The organism is Dyadobacter frigoris (assembly GCF_005280585.1).
GTDB lineage: Bacteria > Bacteroidota > Bacteroidia > Cytophagales > Spirosomataceae > Dyadobacter > Dyadobacter frigoris.
In genome coordinates this window covers 221405-242151 of sequence record NZ_SZVO01000010.1, presented here as the reverse complement: position 1 = coordinate 242151, position 20747 = coordinate 221405, and the positions used below count along the sequence as shown (strand labels likewise).

Here is a 20747-nt window from a genome sequence, read left to right as displayed (position 1 = left end):
AGTTAAGAAAAATAAAAAAGTTTTGAAGGTCAAAATTAAAGATAGTTACATTCAAACAATTACTTTTCAAAGATTTTCACGTTTAAGAGTCTGCGCACACACTTATTCGATTTCAAAAGAGAAATGAACAGAGACGATACACTTTGGAAAGGAATTCTTGAAAATTTGTTTCCCGATTTTTTGCGATTCTTTTTTCAGGATGCTGATAAATTACTGAATATTGAAAAGGGGTTTGAATTTTTGGATAAAGAACTGGAACAGCTATTTCCGTCAGAAGAAATTGATGCACCGAAATTTGTAGATAAACTGGTAAAAGTATTCACGAAAGGTGGGAAGGAAGAATGGATTCTGGTTCATATTGAAGTTCAGGGATATAATGATAAGGAATTTGCAAAAAGGATGTTTACTTATTTTTATCGTATTCTGGATAAGTATGGCAAACCGGTTACAGCTATTGCCATTTTCACAGACAGAAATAAAAAGTATCATCCTTCGGTTTTTGAGTATGAATTTCTTGGAACCAGAAATACCTTTTCTTTTAATACTTATAAAATAATTGACCAAAATGAAGAGGTACTCATTGAAAATGATAATCCCTTTGCAATCGTAATTTTAACAATTCTCCTGGCTTTAAAAAGGAATAAACCGGATGATGAAAGTCTTTTCAATTTAAAATACTTATTGGCAAGGAATTTGTTGAAAAGGAAAATTGAAAAGAAGAAAATAGATGATTTATTAATTTTTTTACATCAATACGTAAGATTTGCAGATTCGGATTATAGTCTTAAATTTGATAAGGTTATTGAGGAATTAACTGAAAATAAACGAAATATGGGCATAAGAGAAATGGTGCTTGAAAGAGCTAAGAAAGAAGGTGAAGAGAAATATCAAGTTAGCGTTGTTAGAAACCTACTTCTTACAAAACGTTTTACAATTCGGGAAGTATCTGGTTTTGCTGAGGTTTCGGAAAGTTTTGTTTTAAAGGTAATGAAGAGTCTGAATATATAAATAGTAAGATTTTTAATACAGAAAAGCCGGTTGAATCATTTTACTATGATTCAGCCGGCTTTTCTGGTAACTGCGCATCCTTATTTTACAACCACTTTAAGTGATTTCTTTTCATTATCACCGGTTTCCAATTGAAGGAAATACACACCCGATGTTAATGTTGAAAAAGGTTGAATAATCAATGTTTCCTGGCTTTCGGTTTTTTGTGTATTCACCTTAATTTCGGCACCGAAATTGTTGAACAGTCTAACCGAAGTATTTTCAGTATTTGAAGCCGTTACTGAGAAAACTCCATTATTCGGATTCGGGTAAACAAAAGCTGCTTGTGTTAATCCTTTTACAGATACACCAATAATCCTTGACAAGTCAGTAGTTCCGTCCAGGTCACGTTGTTCCAAACGATAATAATAAATCTGACCTGTTTTTACATCTGAGTCGGCAAATTGGTAAGAAGATTTTGCCGACGTTGTGGCATTTCCAGACACATAACCAATTTTTTCAAAAGTATTTCCGGTTGTACTTTTCAATACATCAAATCCATCATTATCCTTTTCATTCGCCGTTTCCCATTTCAGTACAACCACTTTATCAATCGATTGTCCAATGAAAGATATATAGTTAACAGGCAATGGTTTTGCCAGATTTAACCCGATCAAAATCGGGTCATGATCGGAAGCACGGAATTGATCTGCGCCGTAAAGACTGGAAATCTGGCCGGTAGTTTTGAATTCTGTATTGTAATCGAGCACACTTGGCTCGTCTGCATTGATATGCCATTTTTCAGCACCGGTAACTTGTGAAGCTAAGGAACCTGTTGCGAGCGCATGGTCCAGTGAGCCAACCTGTCCGTCGAAAACATAGGAATAAGAAGTTACCGGAAGCAAATTATTATAACCCGCCGTTGCCAATCTTGTAATCGGATCTTCTTTCGCATACGCGTTCAAATCTCCCAAAATCAGGTAATCTGTGTCCGTAGTTCCGGTAGGTTTTGTTGCAAGCCACGAAATTAAATCTTCAGCCTGTCGCGTACGTGTTCCGTTTGAGCTTCCTTGTCCGTCACCGGTATCAGTATCTCCGGCTGCACCAGCACTGGATCCTTTGGATTTGAAGTGATTCACAACAACAGTGAATGACTCGTCATTTGAAATTTGTTTGAAAGTTTGTGCCAACGGGTTACGACCAACAAGATTAAATGCTGCACTTGTAGAAAGTGTAGCCGGAGCACCGACGGGGACAACTTTGGCAGTTTTATATATGATTCCAACCGTAATGGCATCCGTAGCAATTGATCCTGGATTAACATAAGTATAAACATTGCTGCCAACTTCCGCATTCAATCCGTCTACCAGGTCCGCCAAAGCCGTTGTTGGTGTGGATCCGTTATTTTGCAATTCCATTAAACCCATTACATCTGCACCTGAACCCGTGATTGCTTTAATTACTTTGGTTCTTTGTCTGGTGAATTCCTCTGCGGTATTGGCACCACGGAAATCAGTTCCGCTTGCATTAAGATCAAGTGATGTAAAATAATTAAGCACATTGGCGCTTCCCACTTTCAAAGTAGCTGAACTTCCAACCGATGGAGGAGTAACCGGACGAACATTCACAGCTGTAAAATTAACACCCGACGCAGTCTGGATTCTGTATCCTTCCAGACGTTCATCCAAAATACCTGTAACATTATTTACTTCATCTCCGCCTCTCAATGTATTTGTGGCACTTAACGGATTTCCTCCACGGCCAAAAATAATGGGATCAGGATTTTGTCTTCCGCTTCCGTCATCAAGAATAATCTTGCGTTTTGCAATTTCAGCTAAATAAGCAGAATATCCGGAAACATCAGGAGCGCTGAACTGTGTAAACTGATCTAGTCTGGCATCTGTTCCGGCAAGGTTACTGGCACCATCGGCAGAAAGCACAACTTGTCCGTAACGGCCCAATTGAAAATATTCTGTTACCGCCAGGTTCCCTGTTGTCGCGCTTAAATTGACCAACATACCTTCATAACGTTCCAGATCCGCAACATTTGCTACTGGTAGTTTTACCGAAGTAACATTTGGCAAAGCAGCTGTTCCGATTTTTGTAAAACTGGTTAACGTTTTCAATTCAGTCAAACTCGTTGTAATACCACTGGTTGTACTTACAAAGTCGGTAACCGTTCCTGTGATATTGACTTTGTCGCCTTCGGCAGGTGTAACAAGTCCAGTTGGATCGGCAGCTAAATTATACACGAAAATCCCTTCGGATGTTACAGGATCTGCGTCAGCGTCGGAATCTTCTTCCTGAACATAAAATCCGCTAAGACCATTTGTACCCAAAAATGTGCGGGTGACAATTCCTTCAATAGTTTGCACTCCTGTTAAGGCTGCCGAGCTTCCACTTCCCTGAATGTTGTGAATTAAAGTAGCAACCAGAGGCGTAGTGCCGAGGGTGACAATTTCACTACGGAATTTCTTGAAGTTATTTTGTGACAAATCTTTTGCAGCTGTTGCATCGCCATAAAAAACAGCATCACCATTATCCACCAAAAGCTGAATCTGGCTGGTACTTGTTAAATTGGCAGGCAGATCAACAATAGATTCAAAACTGCCATTTGTGTTTAATGCAGTAAGATTTGCAGAGCGCAACACTGGCGCATCGATAGCAATTCCCGTCCAGGTATATAACCTGAAATCCTTTGGTGCCACACCTGTTGCCCCATCAGTTGGTCCTGCTATGATAAGATATTCTCCGGAAGTGTTTTTCTTAATTTCACGAATCCCGCGTCCTCCAAGATCTAACTGAATAGGAGTGCCGAAAGTAGCCGGACCGGCCGTTGGATTGCCACTAACCAGTGTCGTCATGTTAGTCCATGGAATAATTAAAGCACTATTGCGGCTCGATACCGGCTCTATTGGCCCGCGGAAAGCAATGTATCCGGTTGTTCCGTCAGGAGCGACAGTTAATCCTTCAATATTAAAACCATCAAGGGCGGGATCTTCCGGTATTTTTCCTGTTGCTGCGCTTGCAGTTAAACCCAGTACATTTCCGTTTGAAGTGTCCCAGGCTAATAAATCTGTTTTCAATCCATCATATCTTCCTACATAACTTAGCGTTGCCGATGCGCCTGCTCCGGTAAGATCCGTCGCAAAAAGTCTGCTGCGATTAGGTCTGTTTTTTCCTTCTGAGGAATTTCCATGCGATCCCAGCCAGAATATGCGATTATCAATTTTTACAGAAGCTTCAATATCAACTTCACGAGGTAGTCCTCCTGATAAATCGGTAAGGCCCAATGAAGAAGTATAATCAAAACCATTACCCGGTAAGCCGGAATTTGTTCTGTTGTAAAGTCTTAAAACCTGATTTTCGTCATCTGCGACCAAAACGTAATTATCGTCAACAGCTTGTGCAGTGGAAGCGTCGCTTACCTGTGTAAGGAATCTGGTGGTTGAAGGCGTTCCGGATGCGGCTGATGCTGCATATTTAATGGTGTATGAATCAGTTAAAGAACCATCCGAAACCGTAATTGTAATATCACTGTAACCAACACCAACAGGAATAATTTTAATATTTCGGCTATTACCAGTTCCCGTAACAACCAGATTAGCATTGGTTACCACAATTGTATTACTGCTTGAAACCGTTACAACAAGTGAATTCGCCGCCGTTTCAACATCACTGATATTAAATTCAAGACCAAGTGTTGCTGCCGGATCAGTCGGATCATTGATAACGCCACTGACAAAAGCTGTTGGCAAAGCCGGAGGGCTGTTATCAGGAATGTTTAAATAGGACGTAGTTTTTTCGGCATCAATGATAGTTTCATTATCAGCCAATAGTATAGGTGCATTGACATTCGGTGCTCCGTCGTTGTCAGTAATTATTATATTTTGGGAAACAGGAGAACCCAGTGTTAGGCCGGACGAAGGATTGCTGATTGTTAAAATAGCAGTTTCCGCACCTTCGTCCTCTGAATCATCAATGATTGTAAAGGTTGCAGTACCAGAAGTTTGTCCGCTTAAAATAGTTATCGTTGATGAGCTTAAAGTGTAATCTGAAGATGTAATACCCGTTCCTGTTACCGAAAGTGAAACCGTTTGATCCGCACTTAACGGAACAGAAGAAGTAGCAGTAACTGTAACCACCGTTTGGCCAGCCTCAGAGGCAGATGTCGGATTTACCGATAAAGTAACTGTTGGTAACGTTGGCCCACAGGAGGTTAAAGGCGCATCTGTATTTGAAATTGTAATCGCCGTAGTTCCGGAAGCAGGATTTACGGTATTAACAGAGCCAGTTGCCCAAACTCCGTCATCATCTGTTGCACAACCAACAATATTTCCCGTGTTGACACTTCTTTGCTCAATTCTCCTTACTCCGTTAGGAAGGATGTTTGGAATAATTGCATTCCAGCTTCCGGCCGCAGCTGAATAGCCGGTTATCACACTTGCAATTGTTGCGCCGGTTGCTTCAACAGGTGAAAGAAATAAAGGTCTGCCTGTTCCGGCAATGTTGTCATAAATGGCAACCAGATTTTTAGCCGTTGCAGAGGAAGTTTCTTTTAGAAATGATCCGTTATTGGCAGCCGGGGCGGCACTATATCCCAAAACTTTAATGGAAGTATCCAGGACATTGCGGAATAATATGGTTCCCGTTGAACTCGCGATTACAATAACAGGATAAACATCATTTCCAGCAGTAAAACGAGCATTTCCGGTATTTACAAATCCAAACCAACCCGTGTAATTTCCGCTGCCGTCTGTTGTAAAAGTTTCATAATTCCCTGCTGTGGTCGTGCTTGCACCTGATGTGTAAGTATAAGTGGTGCCGTTTGTGCTGATCATAAGCGGGTTCCCTGCTCCCGGATTTGTTCCGCCAAAATCAGTGGTTATTGCGCCTCCGGTAAAATATCTGTAAACTGTGCTAGCAGTCAAACCGGTTACTGTGGCCCTGAACATAACCGGCAGGCGGGTCGCAGTGCCGCTTGACATATACTGTGGAGTAATAACCGACGTAAACCCGGTTTGTGTAACGGCTTGTGCCTTCAGCTCCTTAAAAAAGGCGATTGAAAAAAGGCAGATTAAAAAAGCAAGTTGGGTTGCCTTTTTCAACCGGCGTGCGCAAACCGCTTTTTCTTCAGTAAAAATTCTCTTCATTTTTGTTTTAATTAGTTGGATTAATAATGCAGGATTTCAGAGGAGCAGGGTATGTCAATTAAAAGAAGACGGATCAAAATTCTGTCTATTCCTCTGATATCGGCCAAATTTTGCCATGAAGATTATGTTACGATTTGTTCGTCAAGGAAATGATTGGATAACACATTCAGGGCGAATGCAAAAAAAAAGTCCCACTGGATTTTTCCGGCAGGACAAAATTTAATTGTTTTTTACTCACTCCATGGCGAGTGAAGAATGCAGTCGCAGAAGTTTTTCCGGTGAAAATTTGGAATCATATACGCGCAAACATCGGCTTTTATGTTGCCAAACGTTGTCTCCGTTTTATGTTCAAAACCTGAAAAGAAAGTTGGAATAATATTCTTTTTGAAATCGTTACGTGGAAATGCCGATATGATTTCCTCACGATTGGAATTACTCAGGTTCTCATAACCTTCTCCCATTACATCCAGCCCAACGCCGGAATACATCAGGGCAACTTCCGGTTCTTTATGTTCAGCAATGCCAATCGTTGTATGCAAAGCAATCGTGTCCCAAACAAGTTGTATCGATTCTTTTGGCAAACCATGACTTTTCAAAAAATCTCTTGCCGCGTTAGCTCCGTCGACTTCGAAACGTTTGTCCGGACTGCTGTAATGAGAAGTCAGACCGAGATCATGGAAAATGGAACTTACGTACAACAATTCAGCGTCGTACCACAATCCATTTCTTTTTCCATTCAAAGATGCAAAAAGAAAAACACGAAGGGAATGATTGTAAATGAATTCGGTACCGTGTTCTAGTAAAAGTTCTGTTGCCTGGCTTGATATCGCACTATCGGGAATTTGAATTCCGGCTACGGATTTTAATTTGTTAACTGACATATTATTAATGATTTAACTATTTTATATGAAATGAATTTCATATGCAAAATTAGTTAAGCCGTCAGCAGCAGGGAATGTCAAATCCGGTCGATCACATGCCAATTTTTACAAAATCGAGGCGATATAAGTGGGGAGAAAAATTAGTATATTTTTTGAAAAAATGGCTGAATTGTTCCGGAGAATTAAAGTTTAGTTCGAAAGCAATTTCCTTAACCGGCTTGGTACTGAACTGTAAGGCCCGTTTGGCTTCGGTTATAACTTGCAGACTTATAATATCTTTGGGGCCTTTATTGCTATTCCGCTTACATATTCCTGAAAGTTTTCGTGTTGAAATATTCAGTTGAGAAGCGAAATCAGAAACGTCATGTGTGGTGTGAAACTGCTTTTGCACCAATCCCAGAAACTGCCGGTAAATCTGTTTTTCAAAATTGTCATACGCCTTTGTTAATGAAGCGTTAAGATTGGCCGTTTTAATCATGATTACTTTCAGATAAGCCGCCATAGCATCGGTCTTATTGATATAATCTTCACTTTCATGTTCCAAAAATAAAGTATTAAACAACATATCCATATTTTGATATCCGGAGAATGGGACAGGAATGTGCTGATTGTCAGCTGTATTATTGAACAGAACTGCTTTGCAATTATTGACACTCGCCGGTGTTTTTTCCCAAAAGCAGTCGCCAAAACAAAGTTCATAGCCCGAAAGAGTACTATGTTTGGAAAAGGAAAAAATCTGCTCTTTTGCCAGCAAAAATATTTCACTGCCCGAAACGGGATAGGCAGCTCCGTCAATATAAAGTATACCGCTGCCGTCTTTAATTAGAAAAATGCGGTTGTATTTTAAACGAATTGAAATAGGTGAGTCCAGCGTTTGATTGTTCAGTAAATTGACTGAAAATGAATCTTTTATATCTTTTTCAACCGTTACAGGTAAAGAAATCGTGTTGGACTGTTCCATTGTAATTTTCAATTATTAACCAGCAATAAATGCTCTTTTCAAAAATGCTCCGATAAAACTTCCAGCAAAAGTTAACACACAACTTCCATATAAACTGAAACTTTCAACTTCCTGACGACCGGCATTTTGGGGTAGATCAGTGAAGAGAAAGTAACCTGCAACCAATAAAATACATTGGAAAATAGCCAGGATCCAGCCTTTTACCGGTTCAACAATACCAATTGATATGGCTGAAAAAACAGCAAGTAAAAAAGGTAAATGAATACCTTCCGATTTTTTAATAATGACTATTACCAGAATACTGGTAGCAATAATCAGGACTGAATTTATAGCCAGCCGCTTATCAATAAATGGATCTTTCGGTTTTGTTACGACGGGTTTGGTCGTCAATTTTTGCTTCAAAATATCACTTTCTTTCCAAAAATCTTTTTGTGCTTCCACATCCCGTCCCAGTGCCTGATTGGCCAAACCACGCCAGTGATAAGTGGCTTCGTGTTCATCCCCATCATATAAAACCGCTTTGTCAAATGATTCAAGCGCATCTCTGAGTAATTGACTTTCAAATTCAATTTTACCTTTTTCCAAATGAAGGGACGACAACGTTCCGTCGTAACTCAGGCCTGTAATCAAATCGTTTTTTGCAGCAGCAACATTCCCCGATTTTTTATAACATAGGGCCCGGTAAAGATAGGCTACACTGGATTTGGGTTTTGCTTTTATTTTCTGGTCAAAGTATTCAAAAGCTTTTTCAGTTTGTGATTCGTTATAAAGATTTATTCCTTCCTGCAAACCAGCAGCTTCTCTCTCCGATTTGCTTCTCAAATCAGCGTAATTCCGCAAATAATATATGTAGCCAATCAGGGAAAGCACAACCAATAATTCCAGCATAAAACTAAATGATTAATAATCGGCTTAAAATTACTTATAAAAATCTTTGAGCCGTAAATCAAGGCTAAGAAAACAACGATTAAATGTAAAAATCAGTTTAACCGCTGACTCAATTGCCTCGCATTGTTCTGATATCTCACGGATGTTGTTAAAGAAAGTTAAAGAGCCATCGAGGCATGCATTCGTTAACTTTTTTTAAGAAGAATCGGTACTGGGAAAAGTATTGATTTTCCTAGTTTTGACCCATTCAAATATTCTATATAACACCAGGGTGTTGATAATAAGTGATTTGCTATAAGCACTTTACGTCGATAAAGCTGTGTCTAAACATCACTGATCAAAATGAAAACTTTTAACCGGATTAATAACCTGACGGGCTGGATTGTCTTCGCCATTGCCTTTCTGACTTACGCGCTGACGATGGAGCAGACCGCCAGCTTTTGGGACTGCGGCGAGTTTATTGCCTGTGCTTTTAAATTGCAGGTTCCGCATCCGCCAGGAGCTCCGTTTTTTCTACTAATTGGTAGAATTTTTTCTATGTTAGCGCTGGGTGATGTTACCAAAGTTGCGTTCTGGGTGAACATGCTTTCGGTGTTATGCAGCGCTTTTACCATTCTTTTTCTGTTCTGGACAATCACGCTGTTGGCAGGGAAATTACTTGGAAAAAAGAACGAAGATCTAACAACCGGAGAGATCATTCTCTTGGCAGGTTCTGGAATTGTTGGTGCCCTTGCTTATGCCTGGTCAGATTCATTCTGGTTTTCGGCGGTTGAAGCGGAAGTTTATGCCATGTCATCTTTTTTTACAGCGATTGTAATCTGGGCGGTTTTTAAATGGGAAAGGATAGAAGATCCTGCCGAGGAAAACCGTTGGCTGATATTTATTGCTTACTTAACCGGAATTTCAATTGGTGTACATTTATTAAATCTTGTTACAATTCCGGCACTGGCGCTGGTCTATTATTTCAAAAAATACCCCAAGCCCACAGTTTTTGGCGGACTTATTGCTTTTGCGGGAGGACTTGTCGTGTTGGCAATTATCAACTCCGGCATCATTCCCGGACTTCCCGGATTGGCAGGGAAATTTGAAATATTTTTTGTCAATACCTTCGGGCTGCCTTATAAATCCGGTGTTATAGCCTTCGTTATATTATTTCTGGGTTCTCTGGTTTGGGCAATCCGCTATTCTCATCGACAAGAAAAAATTCTATTGAATACTTGCTTGCTTTCATTTGCTTTTGTTTTAATGGGTTATGCATCTTATCTCACTGTCCTTGTGCGTTCGGAATATAATCCGCCGATAAATGAAAATGATCCAAGCGATGTTTTGAGTTTTGTATCGTACTTAAAAAGAGAACAATATGGAAGTCGTCCGCTTTTGTATGGGCCTTCTTTTACTTCAAAACCGATTAACCAGAAACCTGAATCAACGGTTTATTCCAAAAAAGATGGAAAATATGTAATCCAGGGTCATCGCTATGACTATGATTATGAGCCGGGAAGCAGCATGCTTTTTCCCCGCATGTACAGCACGCAGCCCGGTCATCCACAGCTTTATCAGCAAATGACCGGACTGGCAGAAGGGCAAAAACCAACGATGGTACAAAATATTTCATTCCTGTTCTCACATCAGCTGGGGCATATGTACTGGCGGTATTTTCTCTGGAATTTTGCTGGCCGCGAAAGTGATGAAGAAGGCGCGGGGACCCTGCTGCCCTGGGATATTTCCAAAACCTATCCTTCCTCCATAGCGCAGAATAAGGGGCATAACAATTTTTTAATGCTTCCGCTTCTTTTAGGATTTGCTGGCGTGGTTGCTCTTTATTTCAAAAGGAAAAAGGACTTATTGGTACTAGGTCTGTTGTTTATCCTGACCGGTGTTGCACTTGTTATTTATCTTAATTCACCGCCAGTTGAGCCTCGCGAACGTGACTATATTTATGTGGGTTCGTTTTATATTTTCTGTATGTGGATAGGGCTTGGCGTTATTGCGCTTGCGGATGGTTTGCGGAAATGGGTTGGGGATACTTCAAAAACAGCTGTTCTGGCAAGTGCTTTCGGTTTTGTAATTCCCGCGATTATGGTTGTGCAGGGGTGGGATAATCACAACCGCAGTAACCGCTATCATTCGGTTGATTTTGCCAAAAATCTGCTGAATTCCTGTGCGCCAAATGCAATTTTATTTACAGGTGGTGATAATGATACTTTTCCGCTCTGGTATGTTCAGGAAGTGGAAGGTTTTAGAACAGATGTGCGGGTTTGTGTGCAGACATTTCTTGGCATTGACTGGTATATCAGGCAGCTGAAAAGGAAAATGAATAAGTCGGAAGCTTTACCGCTTTCTCTGGACACCAACAGTTATGCATTCGGAAAAAATGATTACCTGCCTTTTTATGAAATTCCGGGTGTGAAATCCGGTATTAATCTGAAAGAATATTTGCAACTCATCCAACAGCAAAACCGGGCCATTCAGGTGCCGCTGACCAGTGGTGATATGGCCTCGATCTTACCTTCTTCGATACTTTTTCTACCGGTAAATACGAAAGAAGTTGCGAAAATGAACATTATCAAAAAAGATCTTTTGCCGATGCTGAGTGATTCCATGAGCTGGAAAATCGGTGAAAAAGATTTGTACAAGAGCGACCTGGTTATGCTTGACATCATTGCCAGCAACAACTGGAAAAGGCCGGTTTACTTTTCAAGTACCATGGGCAATTCCAATAATCTTGGTTTGAAGGAATATATGCAACTTGAAGGTTACACGTACAGATTGCTTCCCGTGCGTATTCCGGGTGCCGCCGATGGGTATGTGAACTCGGATGTGATGTATAACAACATGATGAACAAGATGTTTTGGCGCGAACTGGACAATGAAAATACCTATTATGATCCGACTTATCTGGGTTCTCCCGTTGCAACCGCGCGAATTGCATTTTTACGTCTGACGAATCAGTTGATTGCAGAAAACCGAAAAGAAGAGGCAAGGAAAGTGATCAATAAGGCACTCGCCGTGATGCCGGATAAAAGTATTCCTTATGACCAGATTTCTTCAAACTATATCGGTTTACTTTTTGAATTGGGAGAAAATAAAAAGGCTTTGGATACGGCTAAAACCATGGCTCTGCGGGCAAATGAAAATCTTGAATTTGCTAAAAAGAATGATGTTTCGAAAAGCCGCGATATCAATACCGATCTCTATATTTTACAAACGATCGTGCATGAATGCAGGGAGGCGAAACAGGAAGCGGCGGCAGTGGAATACGATACCCTTTTTAGAAAGCATCTGTTAGCCTTTAATTTATATAGTAAAGAAGAAGAGTAAAATGTAAATCCCCTCTGTGAAAACTGCCCGTACCTAAACAAGCTTATTGATACGGGCAGTTTTAATAATATCACTGTTTTTCAACAAACTCTTTCAGGATATTTCCAATGATTTCTGTCCAGCCCATGGCAAAATTTTCCTTTTTGAAATCGTCAATTGCCGGGAAAGTCTCCAGTCCTTCGTGCGTTAATTTCAATCTGGTTTTGTCATCTTCGGGAAAAAGTTCGATAGTCACAATCGAGTTTCCGGGATACCCGTCATAACGCCAGCTGTATGCCAGTTTCTCATCTTCAATTACGTCCGTAACAACGCATAGGTGTTTGAAAGATTTGCCTTCACTGCCACCATAAAAGACAAATTTAAAACCAACTTCCGGCTTGAAATCTTCGATATCAAAATACCATTGTTTCATCTTTCCGTTGTCAGAAATTGCCTGCCAGACTTTATCCACCGTGGCATTGTATGTTCTTTCAATGACAAAAGGTTCGGTTTCTTCTTTTTCTATTTTCATATTTGGTAAAGTGTTTGGTTTAAGATTATTTGCTGCGTAAAATCGCCGAAGGAGTTCACATTTTGTCCGGTTGGAAACTTATTTGTAACTTTTTAAAATCTTCTTAAACCAAATAATACGCTAATTATCATTAACTGACAGCCGATTGCCGACAGCCGACCGCTCCTTCTTATGGATTCAATATCTCAATATAAGGTGACGTAGAAATTCCGCCAGGATTAATTCCAGGTTCGGATTCCGGAATAGGGATTCCGAGCTTTGCATAATATTGTATCCAGACAGGAAAGAATTGATCGCTTCCCGGCTGCTTGAAAGTCATCGGTTGAAGTGTGAAAAAATCCTTTCCGGCATTGGCTTTTTTGAAAGCGTCATAGATCAGCTCGGAGCAGTAATATTTTTTGTTGTTATAAATAAATTCGTCATCGTAAGGCACGCCCTTTTCTTCAAGTGCGTATGTTACGGCCGTTTTGGCTATTGATGCATATTGTTTTTTTACCCGCCCAACAAGCATAGGATTTGGTGTTCGTTTCAGGAAGATTTTTAGCGGTGTTAGCTGTACATCTTTTCCGATGGCCTCAATAATAAAAATGCTGTCTTTTTGAACATAAACCAGACCAATGTGTGAGAAATGACGGCCTCCAAAACTTGTGGTTACCTGCTCAATGGCGTCACAAAGCGGCCCGCAGTCAAGATCCTGAAATATGAAATCACCTGTTTTAAGTTTGATTTCAGACGGTATTTGTCCAAATGTTATTTCTGATAAAAAAGATAAGACGAAAGATATTGCGAGAAATTTTTTCACGTTTTGTTTAATAAGATATTTATAATGAGGTTGTTATTTAATAAATAATTTGATTCCGTTTGTTGATTTTAATACAATCTGGGGATGAATTCCAACTTTATGTTTTGGATCAATTTCAAAGTCAAACCGTTTTACAATCGATGCCAGAATGAGCTGCATCTCCATCATCGCAAACTGTTGTCCGATACATAAACGGGGACCGGCACCAAAGGGCAGATAATTGTATTTTGCCCTGTTTTTAACATTTTCAGCACTGAAATTTTCCGGATTAAAAACCAGAGGATTTTTCCAGATATTTGGATTCCGGTGCAGTTCATAAACAGACATAAAAACCGAAGTCCCTTTTGGTATAAGCTGTCCCTCAACGTCATCATCTTCCAATGCTTCGCGTGTCATGGTCCAGGCAGGCGGGAAAAGTCTGAGACCTTCTTCCACAACTTGTCGGGTATAGGGTAATTTCATTAATTGCTCAAAACCCGGAACAGTATCGAATATTTTCGCTTCTTCACGGATTTTTGTAACAATTTCAGGTTGTTTTGCCAGTTCCAAAAGTAACCAGCTAAGGCCGGTTGCAGAAGTTTCATGTCCGGCAGCAAACATCGTGATTGCTTCATCACGGATTTGCTGATCATTCATTTGCGCCCCGGTTTCTTCATCAATACTATCCAGAAGCAGTTGGAGCAAATCATTAGGCTTTTCTTTCACACCATGTCTTTCATGAATGAATTCAAAAACCAGTTTATTGAAATAGGCCAGATCCGTTTTAAATCGTGTTCTTTCTCCATTTACATACATCAAAGGAATTCGATAAGGACGGCGGACACGAGTCACCAGATAACGCTGCGTTCGGTTGACCTGATGAAAGATCTGCATTTTGTCTTCATTGGAAATATTACCAAATAGGGTTTTTAAAGCAATATCTGCCGTTATTCCCATCATTTTGGCATCAATATCGACGGCGCCTTTTCCCTTAAAAGCTTCCATTTCGTCCAGGAAATCAGAGGTGATCTGGCCCATTGTCACAAACAATTCCTGTAATCTTTCCCGGTGAAAAGCGGGTTGAACCAACCTGCGCTGACGCAGCCAGAATTCTCCTTCACTCGTTACCAAACCGTTTCCCAATACAGGATTCAGCATTTTTGAAGAACTTCCTTTTTTATAATTTTTATTATTGGATACTAAAATATGCCTGAAAAAAGCAGGATCACGGCTTACTATAAATTCCCGGAAAAGTTTGATTCGAAAAGTATCTCCGCAAGTATCGAATCCTGTGCGCAATGCAAGAAGTGGATCTTTTGCAAAAATGAAAGGCGCCTGTATATCGAATTTTGCAATTTTAAATAAAGGAATTTCGGACATGTAAAAGCTGCGTTTTATGTGTCGGTTACCAGGAGAAAAGTTTCAACTCCGAACCGGTAATAAAAGTAAATATAAACTAAAAGGAAATCAGTAAAATTTTCCTTCCTAAATTGTCCGCACAAAATAATGATTGAAAATGAAAAAAGAACCACTATACTTTTAACCAGCTTACTATGTCAGGTCTCGGTAAAATAAAACTTTACGATGCGAAGTCATTTACAAAGAAATTTATGCCTTCCGACAAGTTAAAAGACATTGTCCGGGTTGAAGAGCATAAGTTTTTCATCACACGGATAGAAGAAATGTATCAGCTGGTCACGCATCATGTGCCTGCTTCCCGATCAACAATTCACAGCGTTTTATATCTCACGGAAGGAGAAGCCGAGATGAAAATTGGTAGCGAAGTTTATAAAATAAAAAAAGATGAAATGCTTTTTGTTCCAGCCGGACAAGTGTTTTCTTTCCAAACCGGAGATGTAAATAAAGGGTATATCTGTGGGATGCACAATGACATGCTGATTGGGAAATTCGGAAAAACAGATCCCTTGAAAGAGTTTGAATTTTTAAGAGTTTGGGGCAATCCGATGGTTAGTTTTGATGCAGGTACTTCCGAATTTATTCACCATATCTTGAAAAGGCTGCTTCTTGAATATGTTCAGAATGGGTTGAGCAATCAGGATATTTTTCAGTCTTACCTTTTGGCGATGTTTTGCGAAGTCAAAAACGCGTATCAGCCCTTAGCAAGTACCGGAAAAGCTTCTTCTGTTTCAATTGCAAACAAGTTCAAGGAGCTCGTCTTTTCCAATATCAAAAATAAACATCTGGTCTCTGACTATGCATTTCTTCTTAATATTTCACCAAATCATCTGAACAAAACCGTCAAAGCAGTCACCTCAAAATCACCAACGAAATGGATTGACGAAGCCATTATTGCAGAGGCCAAGGTTTTACTGTGCCAATCTGATCTGCCGATCGGTGAAGTGGCTCAGGAAGTTGGTTTTGAGGATCAATCATATTTTACCCGTTTGTTTAAAAAGTACGAAGGTGTGACGCCGTCAGATTTTCGCAAAATGATTGAAATATCCTAAAAATGTTCGTGTCTGTCCTAACTTCCATTTAAGTTTAATTTGACCTTTGCGGTATCAAATTTCTATTCCGATGTATTCTTATTTACTATTCTTTCACTCAATATTCAGATGGCTTGTTTTGTTAAGTTTGCTTTATGCGATTTTTAGAGGAATACGCGGACGGAGCGGGAAATTATCGTTTTCAAAATCTGATGATAGCGTCAGGCATATTATCGCGACCATTTCTCATGTCCAGCTCACGATTGGATACTTGTTGTATTTCAACAGTCCGTTCATTGCTTATTTTCGGTCACATTACCATGAGGCGATCAAACAATTTGATTTTATGTTTTTTGGGATGATCCACATTACGTTGATGACCATTTCCATCATTCTGATCACCATTGGTTCGTCGGCAGCCAAACGTCAGGAAACGGATGAAGATAAGTTCAGGACGATGACCGTTTATTTTGCGATTGCGCTTTTAATCATTTTCATGGCTATTCCATGGCCTTTTTCACCTTTGGCCAACCGGCCGTATTTACGATCTTTTTAATTATGATGAAGTTTTTGAAAACAAAAGTCGGCAGGCTGAGGTTGGTGGCTTTGCTTGAAGGATTGTCTTTACTAGTATTAGTTCTATTAGCCGTCCCGTTAAAATATGCGTATCACGATCCGTCACTGGTTAAAACGATGGGCCCGATTCATGGTATGTTATTTCTGTTTTTTGTAATTAATACGATCAGTGTTGGCGTGGAATACAACTGGAAATTTCAGGAAACAACTTGGAAAGTTTTGCTTGCCTGTGTTATTCCTTTCGGAACATTTTATGTTGATTATACGATTTTGAGCAAGATGGAAAAATAATTTATTTCTTCTTCCACAAATTCGGCAGCAACTTATCGTTCAGCAGCATCCGCCAGGTTCCCCAGTCGTGCGCACCGTCGCCGCCGATGAAGTATTCATGTTTAATGCCGTGTTTTTCCAGAGCTTCATGCGTTGCTGCTGATCGTTTTCCTACAAAATCAACTTCTGCGCTCCCGTGTCCTATCAATAAATAATCAACTTTTTCTTTCACTTTTGGATCATTGAAAAAAGCAGCATTCATCTTTTCCGTTTCCAGATCACCGGCACTTAAAATTCCGAAAGAACTGAAAATATCCAGGTCATTCATACCAACAACTTGCGTATGACGCCCGCCCATGGAAAGTCCGGAAATAGCTCTGCTTTTTCTATCCTGAATGGTGCTGTAATTTTTATCTACAAAAGGCACGATTTGTGACCTGAGTTCTTTCTCAAAAAGTACATAAGTTTTTTCTATGTGATTGGGATCGTTTCGGTGTAAAACCTGATTGTTTGGCATGGCAATAATCATCGGAGCTATTTTGCCTTCTGCCAGAAGATTATCGGCAATAAAGTTGGCACGTCCATCCAGCATCCAGCCCGAAGCTAGCTCACCACTGCCGCCCAGTAAATATAAAACCGGATATTTTTTCTTCGGATCATATCCTGGCGGCGTGTAAACAAAGATTTCCCGTTCTCCGTCCAGTACATTCGAATGATAAATATTTCTGGTTACACTTCCATGGGCAACATTTTTGGCATCATAGAAAGCTGGGCCATTTCCATGAACTACTACGCTGCTGTATCCCGGCTGATTCGAGGCACCGGTTATCGTATTATTTGGATCAACAATGGCAACGCCGTCAAGCAGAAAACGGTAGACATAAATATTCGGTTTTACCGGGCCCACCGTTATCGACCAAATCCCGTTATCGCCTTTTTTGAAAGGAACAGGATCTTTTACGCCAAGTGCGAGCAATATCGGTCCGCCGGTTAACATTACTTCGTGGGCATCTGGTGCTTTTAGACGAAAAGTAATTGTATGATCATCCCGAACATCCGGAGATACAACATTACCACCATAAGGAACAAGATTTTGCGTATTTTTCTGCGGATTCCAATCCAGGTTTACATTTGCCTGCTGTGCCAATGAAAGCGTTGTGATCGAAAAAATTGTATAAGTAAAAATGGAAACGGTTTTTAGTATGCTCATTTTATATCTATGTTGACTGCTAATTGAAAGAAATAGATTTGTCGTATATAGGAAAAAGTAGGTGGAAGAGACACAATACTCACAAAATCATAACAAGTTTTACTTTTCATCATTTTGAATTATTATTTAACGGCTCAATGACTTACCAGCGTCAAAATATTTTTTTTTGGTAGAATAAAATTAAAAACAAAATGACGGGAGCGGTGAATTTCTTTTCAAAACATAAGCATGTGATAAGCTATGGTTTTTCCTTGGCGATACTACTGTTTTTGTTAAAATGGCTGGAAATTCGCTTTGTCATTATTAATTACGCTCTTGAAATTTATATCGCTGCTATTGCAATTCTGTTCACAAGTTTGGGAATATGGCTGGCACTCAAATTAACCAGCCCCAAAACAATCGTTGTTGAAAAGGAAGTTTTTACCCAATCAGAAAATACTTTTTTTTCAAATGAGAAGGAGATAGAAAAACTTGGGATCAGCAAACGTGAACTGGAAGTTTTACAACTAATTTCAGCAGGTTTTAGTAATCAGGAAATTGCTGATCATTTATTTGTTTCCCTGAATACAATCAAAACGCATTCTTCAAATCTATTTGGGAAAATGGAAGTAAAGAGCCGGACTCAGGCTACGGATAAAGCCAAGAGGCTGAATATCATTGAAAAATGAAATCATACTTTCGTGTGAAAATGTCGTTTATCGGGCAAAATCACTCAAAAGTATGAATTGAAAAAATACAAAGATTATCACCTTTGCAGCATGTCACATCTCAAAATATTTGAATAAATGAAACGGAATATTATTGTTTGCGGATTAATTGCAGGGGCCATTGTTTCGATCATGACGGTAACCTCAACGAGCCTTTGTTATACAAGCGGAGACTTCGAAGGCAGCATGGTTGTAGGTTATGTATCTATGATCCTTGCTTTTTCTCTGATTTATGTTGCGGTGAAAAATTTCAGGGATAAATTCAATGGCGGTACTGTAACTTTTGGAAAAGCTTTTAAAATCGGGTTGTACATTTCGTTGATCGCTTCAACGATTTATGTCCTTGTCTGGCTGGTCGATTATTATTTATTTGTTCCGGATTTTATGGATAAATATTCGGCGGCCATGATCAAAAAAGTAAGAGAGGAGGGTAGTACGTTAACCGAAATAAATAAAACAGTGGCTGAAATGAACGGTTATAAGGAAATGTATAAAAATCCATTATTTGTAATTTTATTAACCTATACCGAAATTCTCCCGGTAGGGTTAATTGTTTCATTAATCTGCGCGCTGATTTTGAAAAGAAAAACTGTAAGCAAATAAAATTATTTCTATCAAGAAGCCAATTACGCAATGGACAAAATTCTATTGCATCCATTGCGTAATTCTATTGCGCCCATTGCGGTTAAAAAACTACCCGTGAAAAACCCTTTCAGAAATTCCGGTCATGGCAGGACGATTGTAACTTCCGAAACGCTCGCAAAATGCCTGTTCCAAAGATTCCCGATGGCTTGGATGTGCGATGCTGATCAGTGCTCTCGCTCTTTGTTTCAGACTTTTCCCAAATAAATCTACAATCCCGAATTCTGTTACAACCCAGTGAATGTGGCCCCGGGTCGTTACAACGCCTGCACCTTCTTTTAGAAAAGGGACAATTCTGGAAGCCCCTGATGATGTTATGGACGGTAATGCAATAATCGGTTTTCCACCTTCCGAAAGTGATGCGCCGTGAATGAAATCCATTTGTCCGCCAATACCGGAATATTGATATGTTCCTAGTGAATCTGCGCAAACCTGTCCTGTTAAATCCAGTTCCAATGCTGAATTAATGGCTGTGACTTTTTGATTTTGACGGATAATGCTTGTGTCATTTACATAGCCAATATCCATTACGCGGATGGCAGGATTATCATTTACAAAATCATACAATTTTTTTGTGCCTAACATAAAGGACGTCACCGATTTTCCGCGGTTCAGCTTTTTAAGACTGTTATCGATGATTCCGCTTTCAATCAAAGGAATTACCCCATCAGACAACATTTCGGTGTGCAGTCCCAGATTTTTGAGGTGGTTCAGATTTTTCAAAACCTGGTCAGGAATCGCACCAATGCCAACCTGCAAAGTGGCACCATCCTCGATTAGAGAAGCAATATTTTTTCCGATCTGGACGGTGGCATTTTTAACGTTGAGTGAATAATCTACTTCCGGTAACCAGGATTCATGCCAAACCAGGTCATTTATTTTACTGATGTGAACAAATCCATCGCCGTGCGTTCTCGGCATATTCGGATTTACCTGGGCAATGATATATTTGGCCGTATCCACAACTGCTCGGGCAATATCGACCGAAGTTCCAAGTGAGCAAAAGCCATGTGCGTCAGGCGGGGAAACTTGAATCAGGGCCACGTCAACCGGCAGTTTTCCATTTTTGATAAGCTGTGGTATCTGGCTTAAAAAAATCGGAACATAGTCTCCATAATCACTATTGACCACAGCACGCGTATTGGCCGAAACAAAAAGGGAATTATAGAAGAAGCTACTATGGTGAACAGGATTGTTGAAATCAATATCTCCCAAAGTTGTAATGCTGATAAATTCGACGTTTTTCAACTCCCAGTGGCGGTGTTGCAGCGCCTCTACAAGATGCACCGGAGTAGCGGCACTTCCGTGAATAAAAACCCGGTTTCCTGATTTGATATGTTTGACCGCTTCATCAGCTGAAACGTATGTTGGCGTTTTCATAACTTGTGTTTTTTTATGTCGTTTTTCCATTT

Annotated in this window: 16 protein-coding genes; 7 read left to right on the top strand and 9 right to left on the bottom strand. The window is 39.9% G+C overall.

Annotated elements, in window-relative coordinates; translation table 11 throughout:
- Positions 1-123: 123 nt before the first annotated feature.
- Positions 124-1008, top strand: a complete 885-nt coding sequence (locus tag FDK13_RS21520) for an RpnC/YadD family protein (RefSeq protein ID WP_137342081.1) — start codon at positions 124-126, stop codon at positions 1006-1008.
- A gap of 80 nt (positions 1009-1088) precedes the next feature.
- On the opposite strand, the gene FDK13_RS21515 is transcribed toward FDK13_RS21520, so the two are convergent.
- The 4 genes from FDK13_RS21515 to FDK13_RS21500 all read right to left on the bottom strand — a co-directional run bounded on the left by FDK13_RS21515 (position 1089) and on the right by FDK13_RS21500 (position 8870).
- Positions 1089-6140 carry an ExeM/NucH family extracellular endonuclease gene (locus FDK13_RS21515; RefSeq protein WP_170982871.1) on the bottom strand — a complete coding sequence of 1684 codons (5052 nt, stop codon included), beginning with the start codon at positions 6138-6140 and terminating at the stop codon, positions 1089-1091.
- A gap of 230 nt (positions 6141-6370) precedes the next feature.
- Positions 6371-7021 (bottom strand): HD domain-containing protein, encoded by a 651-nt coding sequence (locus FDK13_RS21510; RefSeq protein WP_137342080.1) that lies wholly within the window; start codon positions 7019-7021, stop codon positions 6371-6373.
- A gap of 91 nt (positions 7022-7112) precedes the next feature.
- Positions 7113-7982, bottom strand: a complete 870-nt coding sequence (locus FDK13_RS21505) for a helix-turn-helix domain-containing protein (protein WP_137342079.1) — start codon at positions 7980-7982, stop codon at positions 7113-7115.
- A 15-nt stretch (positions 7983-7997) separates the two neighbouring features.
- Positions 7998-8870 carry a tetratricopeptide repeat protein gene (locus FDK13_RS21500; protein WP_137342078.1) on the bottom strand — a complete coding sequence of 291 codons (873 nt, stop codon included), beginning with the start codon at positions 8868-8870 and terminating at the stop codon, positions 7998-8000.
- 342 nt (positions 8871-9212) lie between these two features.
- On the opposite strand from FDK13_RS21500, the gene FDK13_RS21495 reads away from it, so the two are divergent.
- The gene (locus FDK13_RS21495; RefSeq protein ID WP_137342077.1) at positions 9213-12191 is read left to right on the top strand and encodes a glycosyltransferase family 117 protein; all 2979 of its coding nucleotides are present in this window, start codon (positions 9213-9215) and stop codon (positions 12189-12191) included.
- A 70-nt stretch (positions 12192-12261) separates the two neighbouring features.
- Here the strand turns inward: FDK13_RS21495 and FDK13_RS21490 are convergent, their stop codons facing one another.
- The 3 genes from FDK13_RS21490 to FDK13_RS21480 all read right to left on the bottom strand — a co-directional run bounded on the left by FDK13_RS21490 (position 12262) and on the right by FDK13_RS21480 (position 14863).
- Positions 12262-12702, bottom strand: a complete 441-nt coding sequence (locus FDK13_RS21490) for an SRPBCC family protein (RefSeq protein ID WP_137342076.1) — start codon at positions 12700-12702, stop codon at positions 12262-12264.
- Between the two features lie 169 nt (positions 12703-12871).
- Complete coding sequence (locus tag FDK13_RS21485; protein WP_220417403.1) at positions 12872-13504, bottom strand: YiiX/YebB-like N1pC/P60 family cysteine hydrolase; 633 nt, start codon at positions 13502-13504, stop codon at positions 12872-12874.
- A gap of 33 nt (positions 13505-13537) precedes the next feature.
- A complete protein-coding gene (locus tag FDK13_RS21480; RefSeq protein ID WP_137342075.1) occupies positions 13538-14863 on the bottom strand; it encodes a cytochrome P450 in 1326 nt (441 codons plus the stop codon).
- 173 nt (positions 14864-15036) lie between these two features.
- Here FDK13_RS21480 and FDK13_RS21475 point away from each other — a divergent pair, with 173 nt between their 5' ends.
- The 3 genes from FDK13_RS21475 (at position 15037) to FDK13_RS21465 (ending at position 16797) form a co-directional block, all read left to right on the top strand.
- Positions 15037-15951 carry a helix-turn-helix domain-containing protein gene (locus FDK13_RS21475; RefSeq protein WP_137342074.1) on the top strand — a complete coding sequence of 305 codons (915 nt, stop codon included), beginning with the start codon at positions 15037-15039 and terminating at the stop codon, positions 15949-15951.
- 70 nt (positions 15952-16021) lie between these two features.
- Positions 16022-16486 carry a hypothetical protein gene (locus tag FDK13_RS21470; RefSeq protein ID WP_137342073.1) on the top strand — a complete coding sequence of 155 codons (465 nt, stop codon included), beginning with the start codon at positions 16022-16024 and terminating at the stop codon, positions 16484-16486.
- Positions 16487-16488: 2 nt separating this feature from the next.
- A complete protein-coding gene (locus tag FDK13_RS21465) occupies positions 16489-16797 on the top strand; it encodes a DUF3817 domain-containing protein (RefSeq protein ID WP_137342072.1) in 309 nt (102 codons plus the stop codon).
- Between the two features lies 1 nt (position 16798).
- Here the strand turns inward: FDK13_RS21465 and FDK13_RS21460 are convergent, their stop codons facing one another.
- Entirely contained in the window at positions 16799-17986 is a 1188-nt protein-coding gene (locus FDK13_RS21460; RefSeq protein ID WP_137342071.1) for an esterase, read from the bottom strand.
- A 191-nt stretch (positions 17987-18177) separates the two neighbouring features.
- Here FDK13_RS21460 and FDK13_RS21455 point away from each other — a divergent pair, with 191 nt between their 5' ends.
- Positions 18178-18654, top strand: coding sequence for a response regulator transcription factor (locus FDK13_RS21455; protein WP_137342070.1), 477 nt, complete (start codon positions 18178-18180; stop codon positions 18652-18654).
- Positions 18655-18771: 117 nt separating this feature from the next.
- Positions 18772-19296 (top strand): DUF4199 domain-containing protein, encoded by a 525-nt coding sequence (locus FDK13_RS21450; protein ID WP_137342069.1) that lies wholly within the window; start codon positions 18772-18774, stop codon positions 19294-19296.
- A 90-nt stretch (positions 19297-19386) separates the two neighbouring features.
- On the opposite strand, the gene FDK13_RS21445 is transcribed toward FDK13_RS21450, so the two are convergent.
- On the bottom strand, positions 19387-20745 hold the full coding sequence (locus FDK13_RS21445) for an acetyl-CoA hydrolase/transferase family protein (protein WP_510185854.1): 1359 nt from the start codon (positions 20743-20745) through the stop codon (positions 19387-19389).
- Positions 20746-20747: the final 2 nt, after the last annotated feature.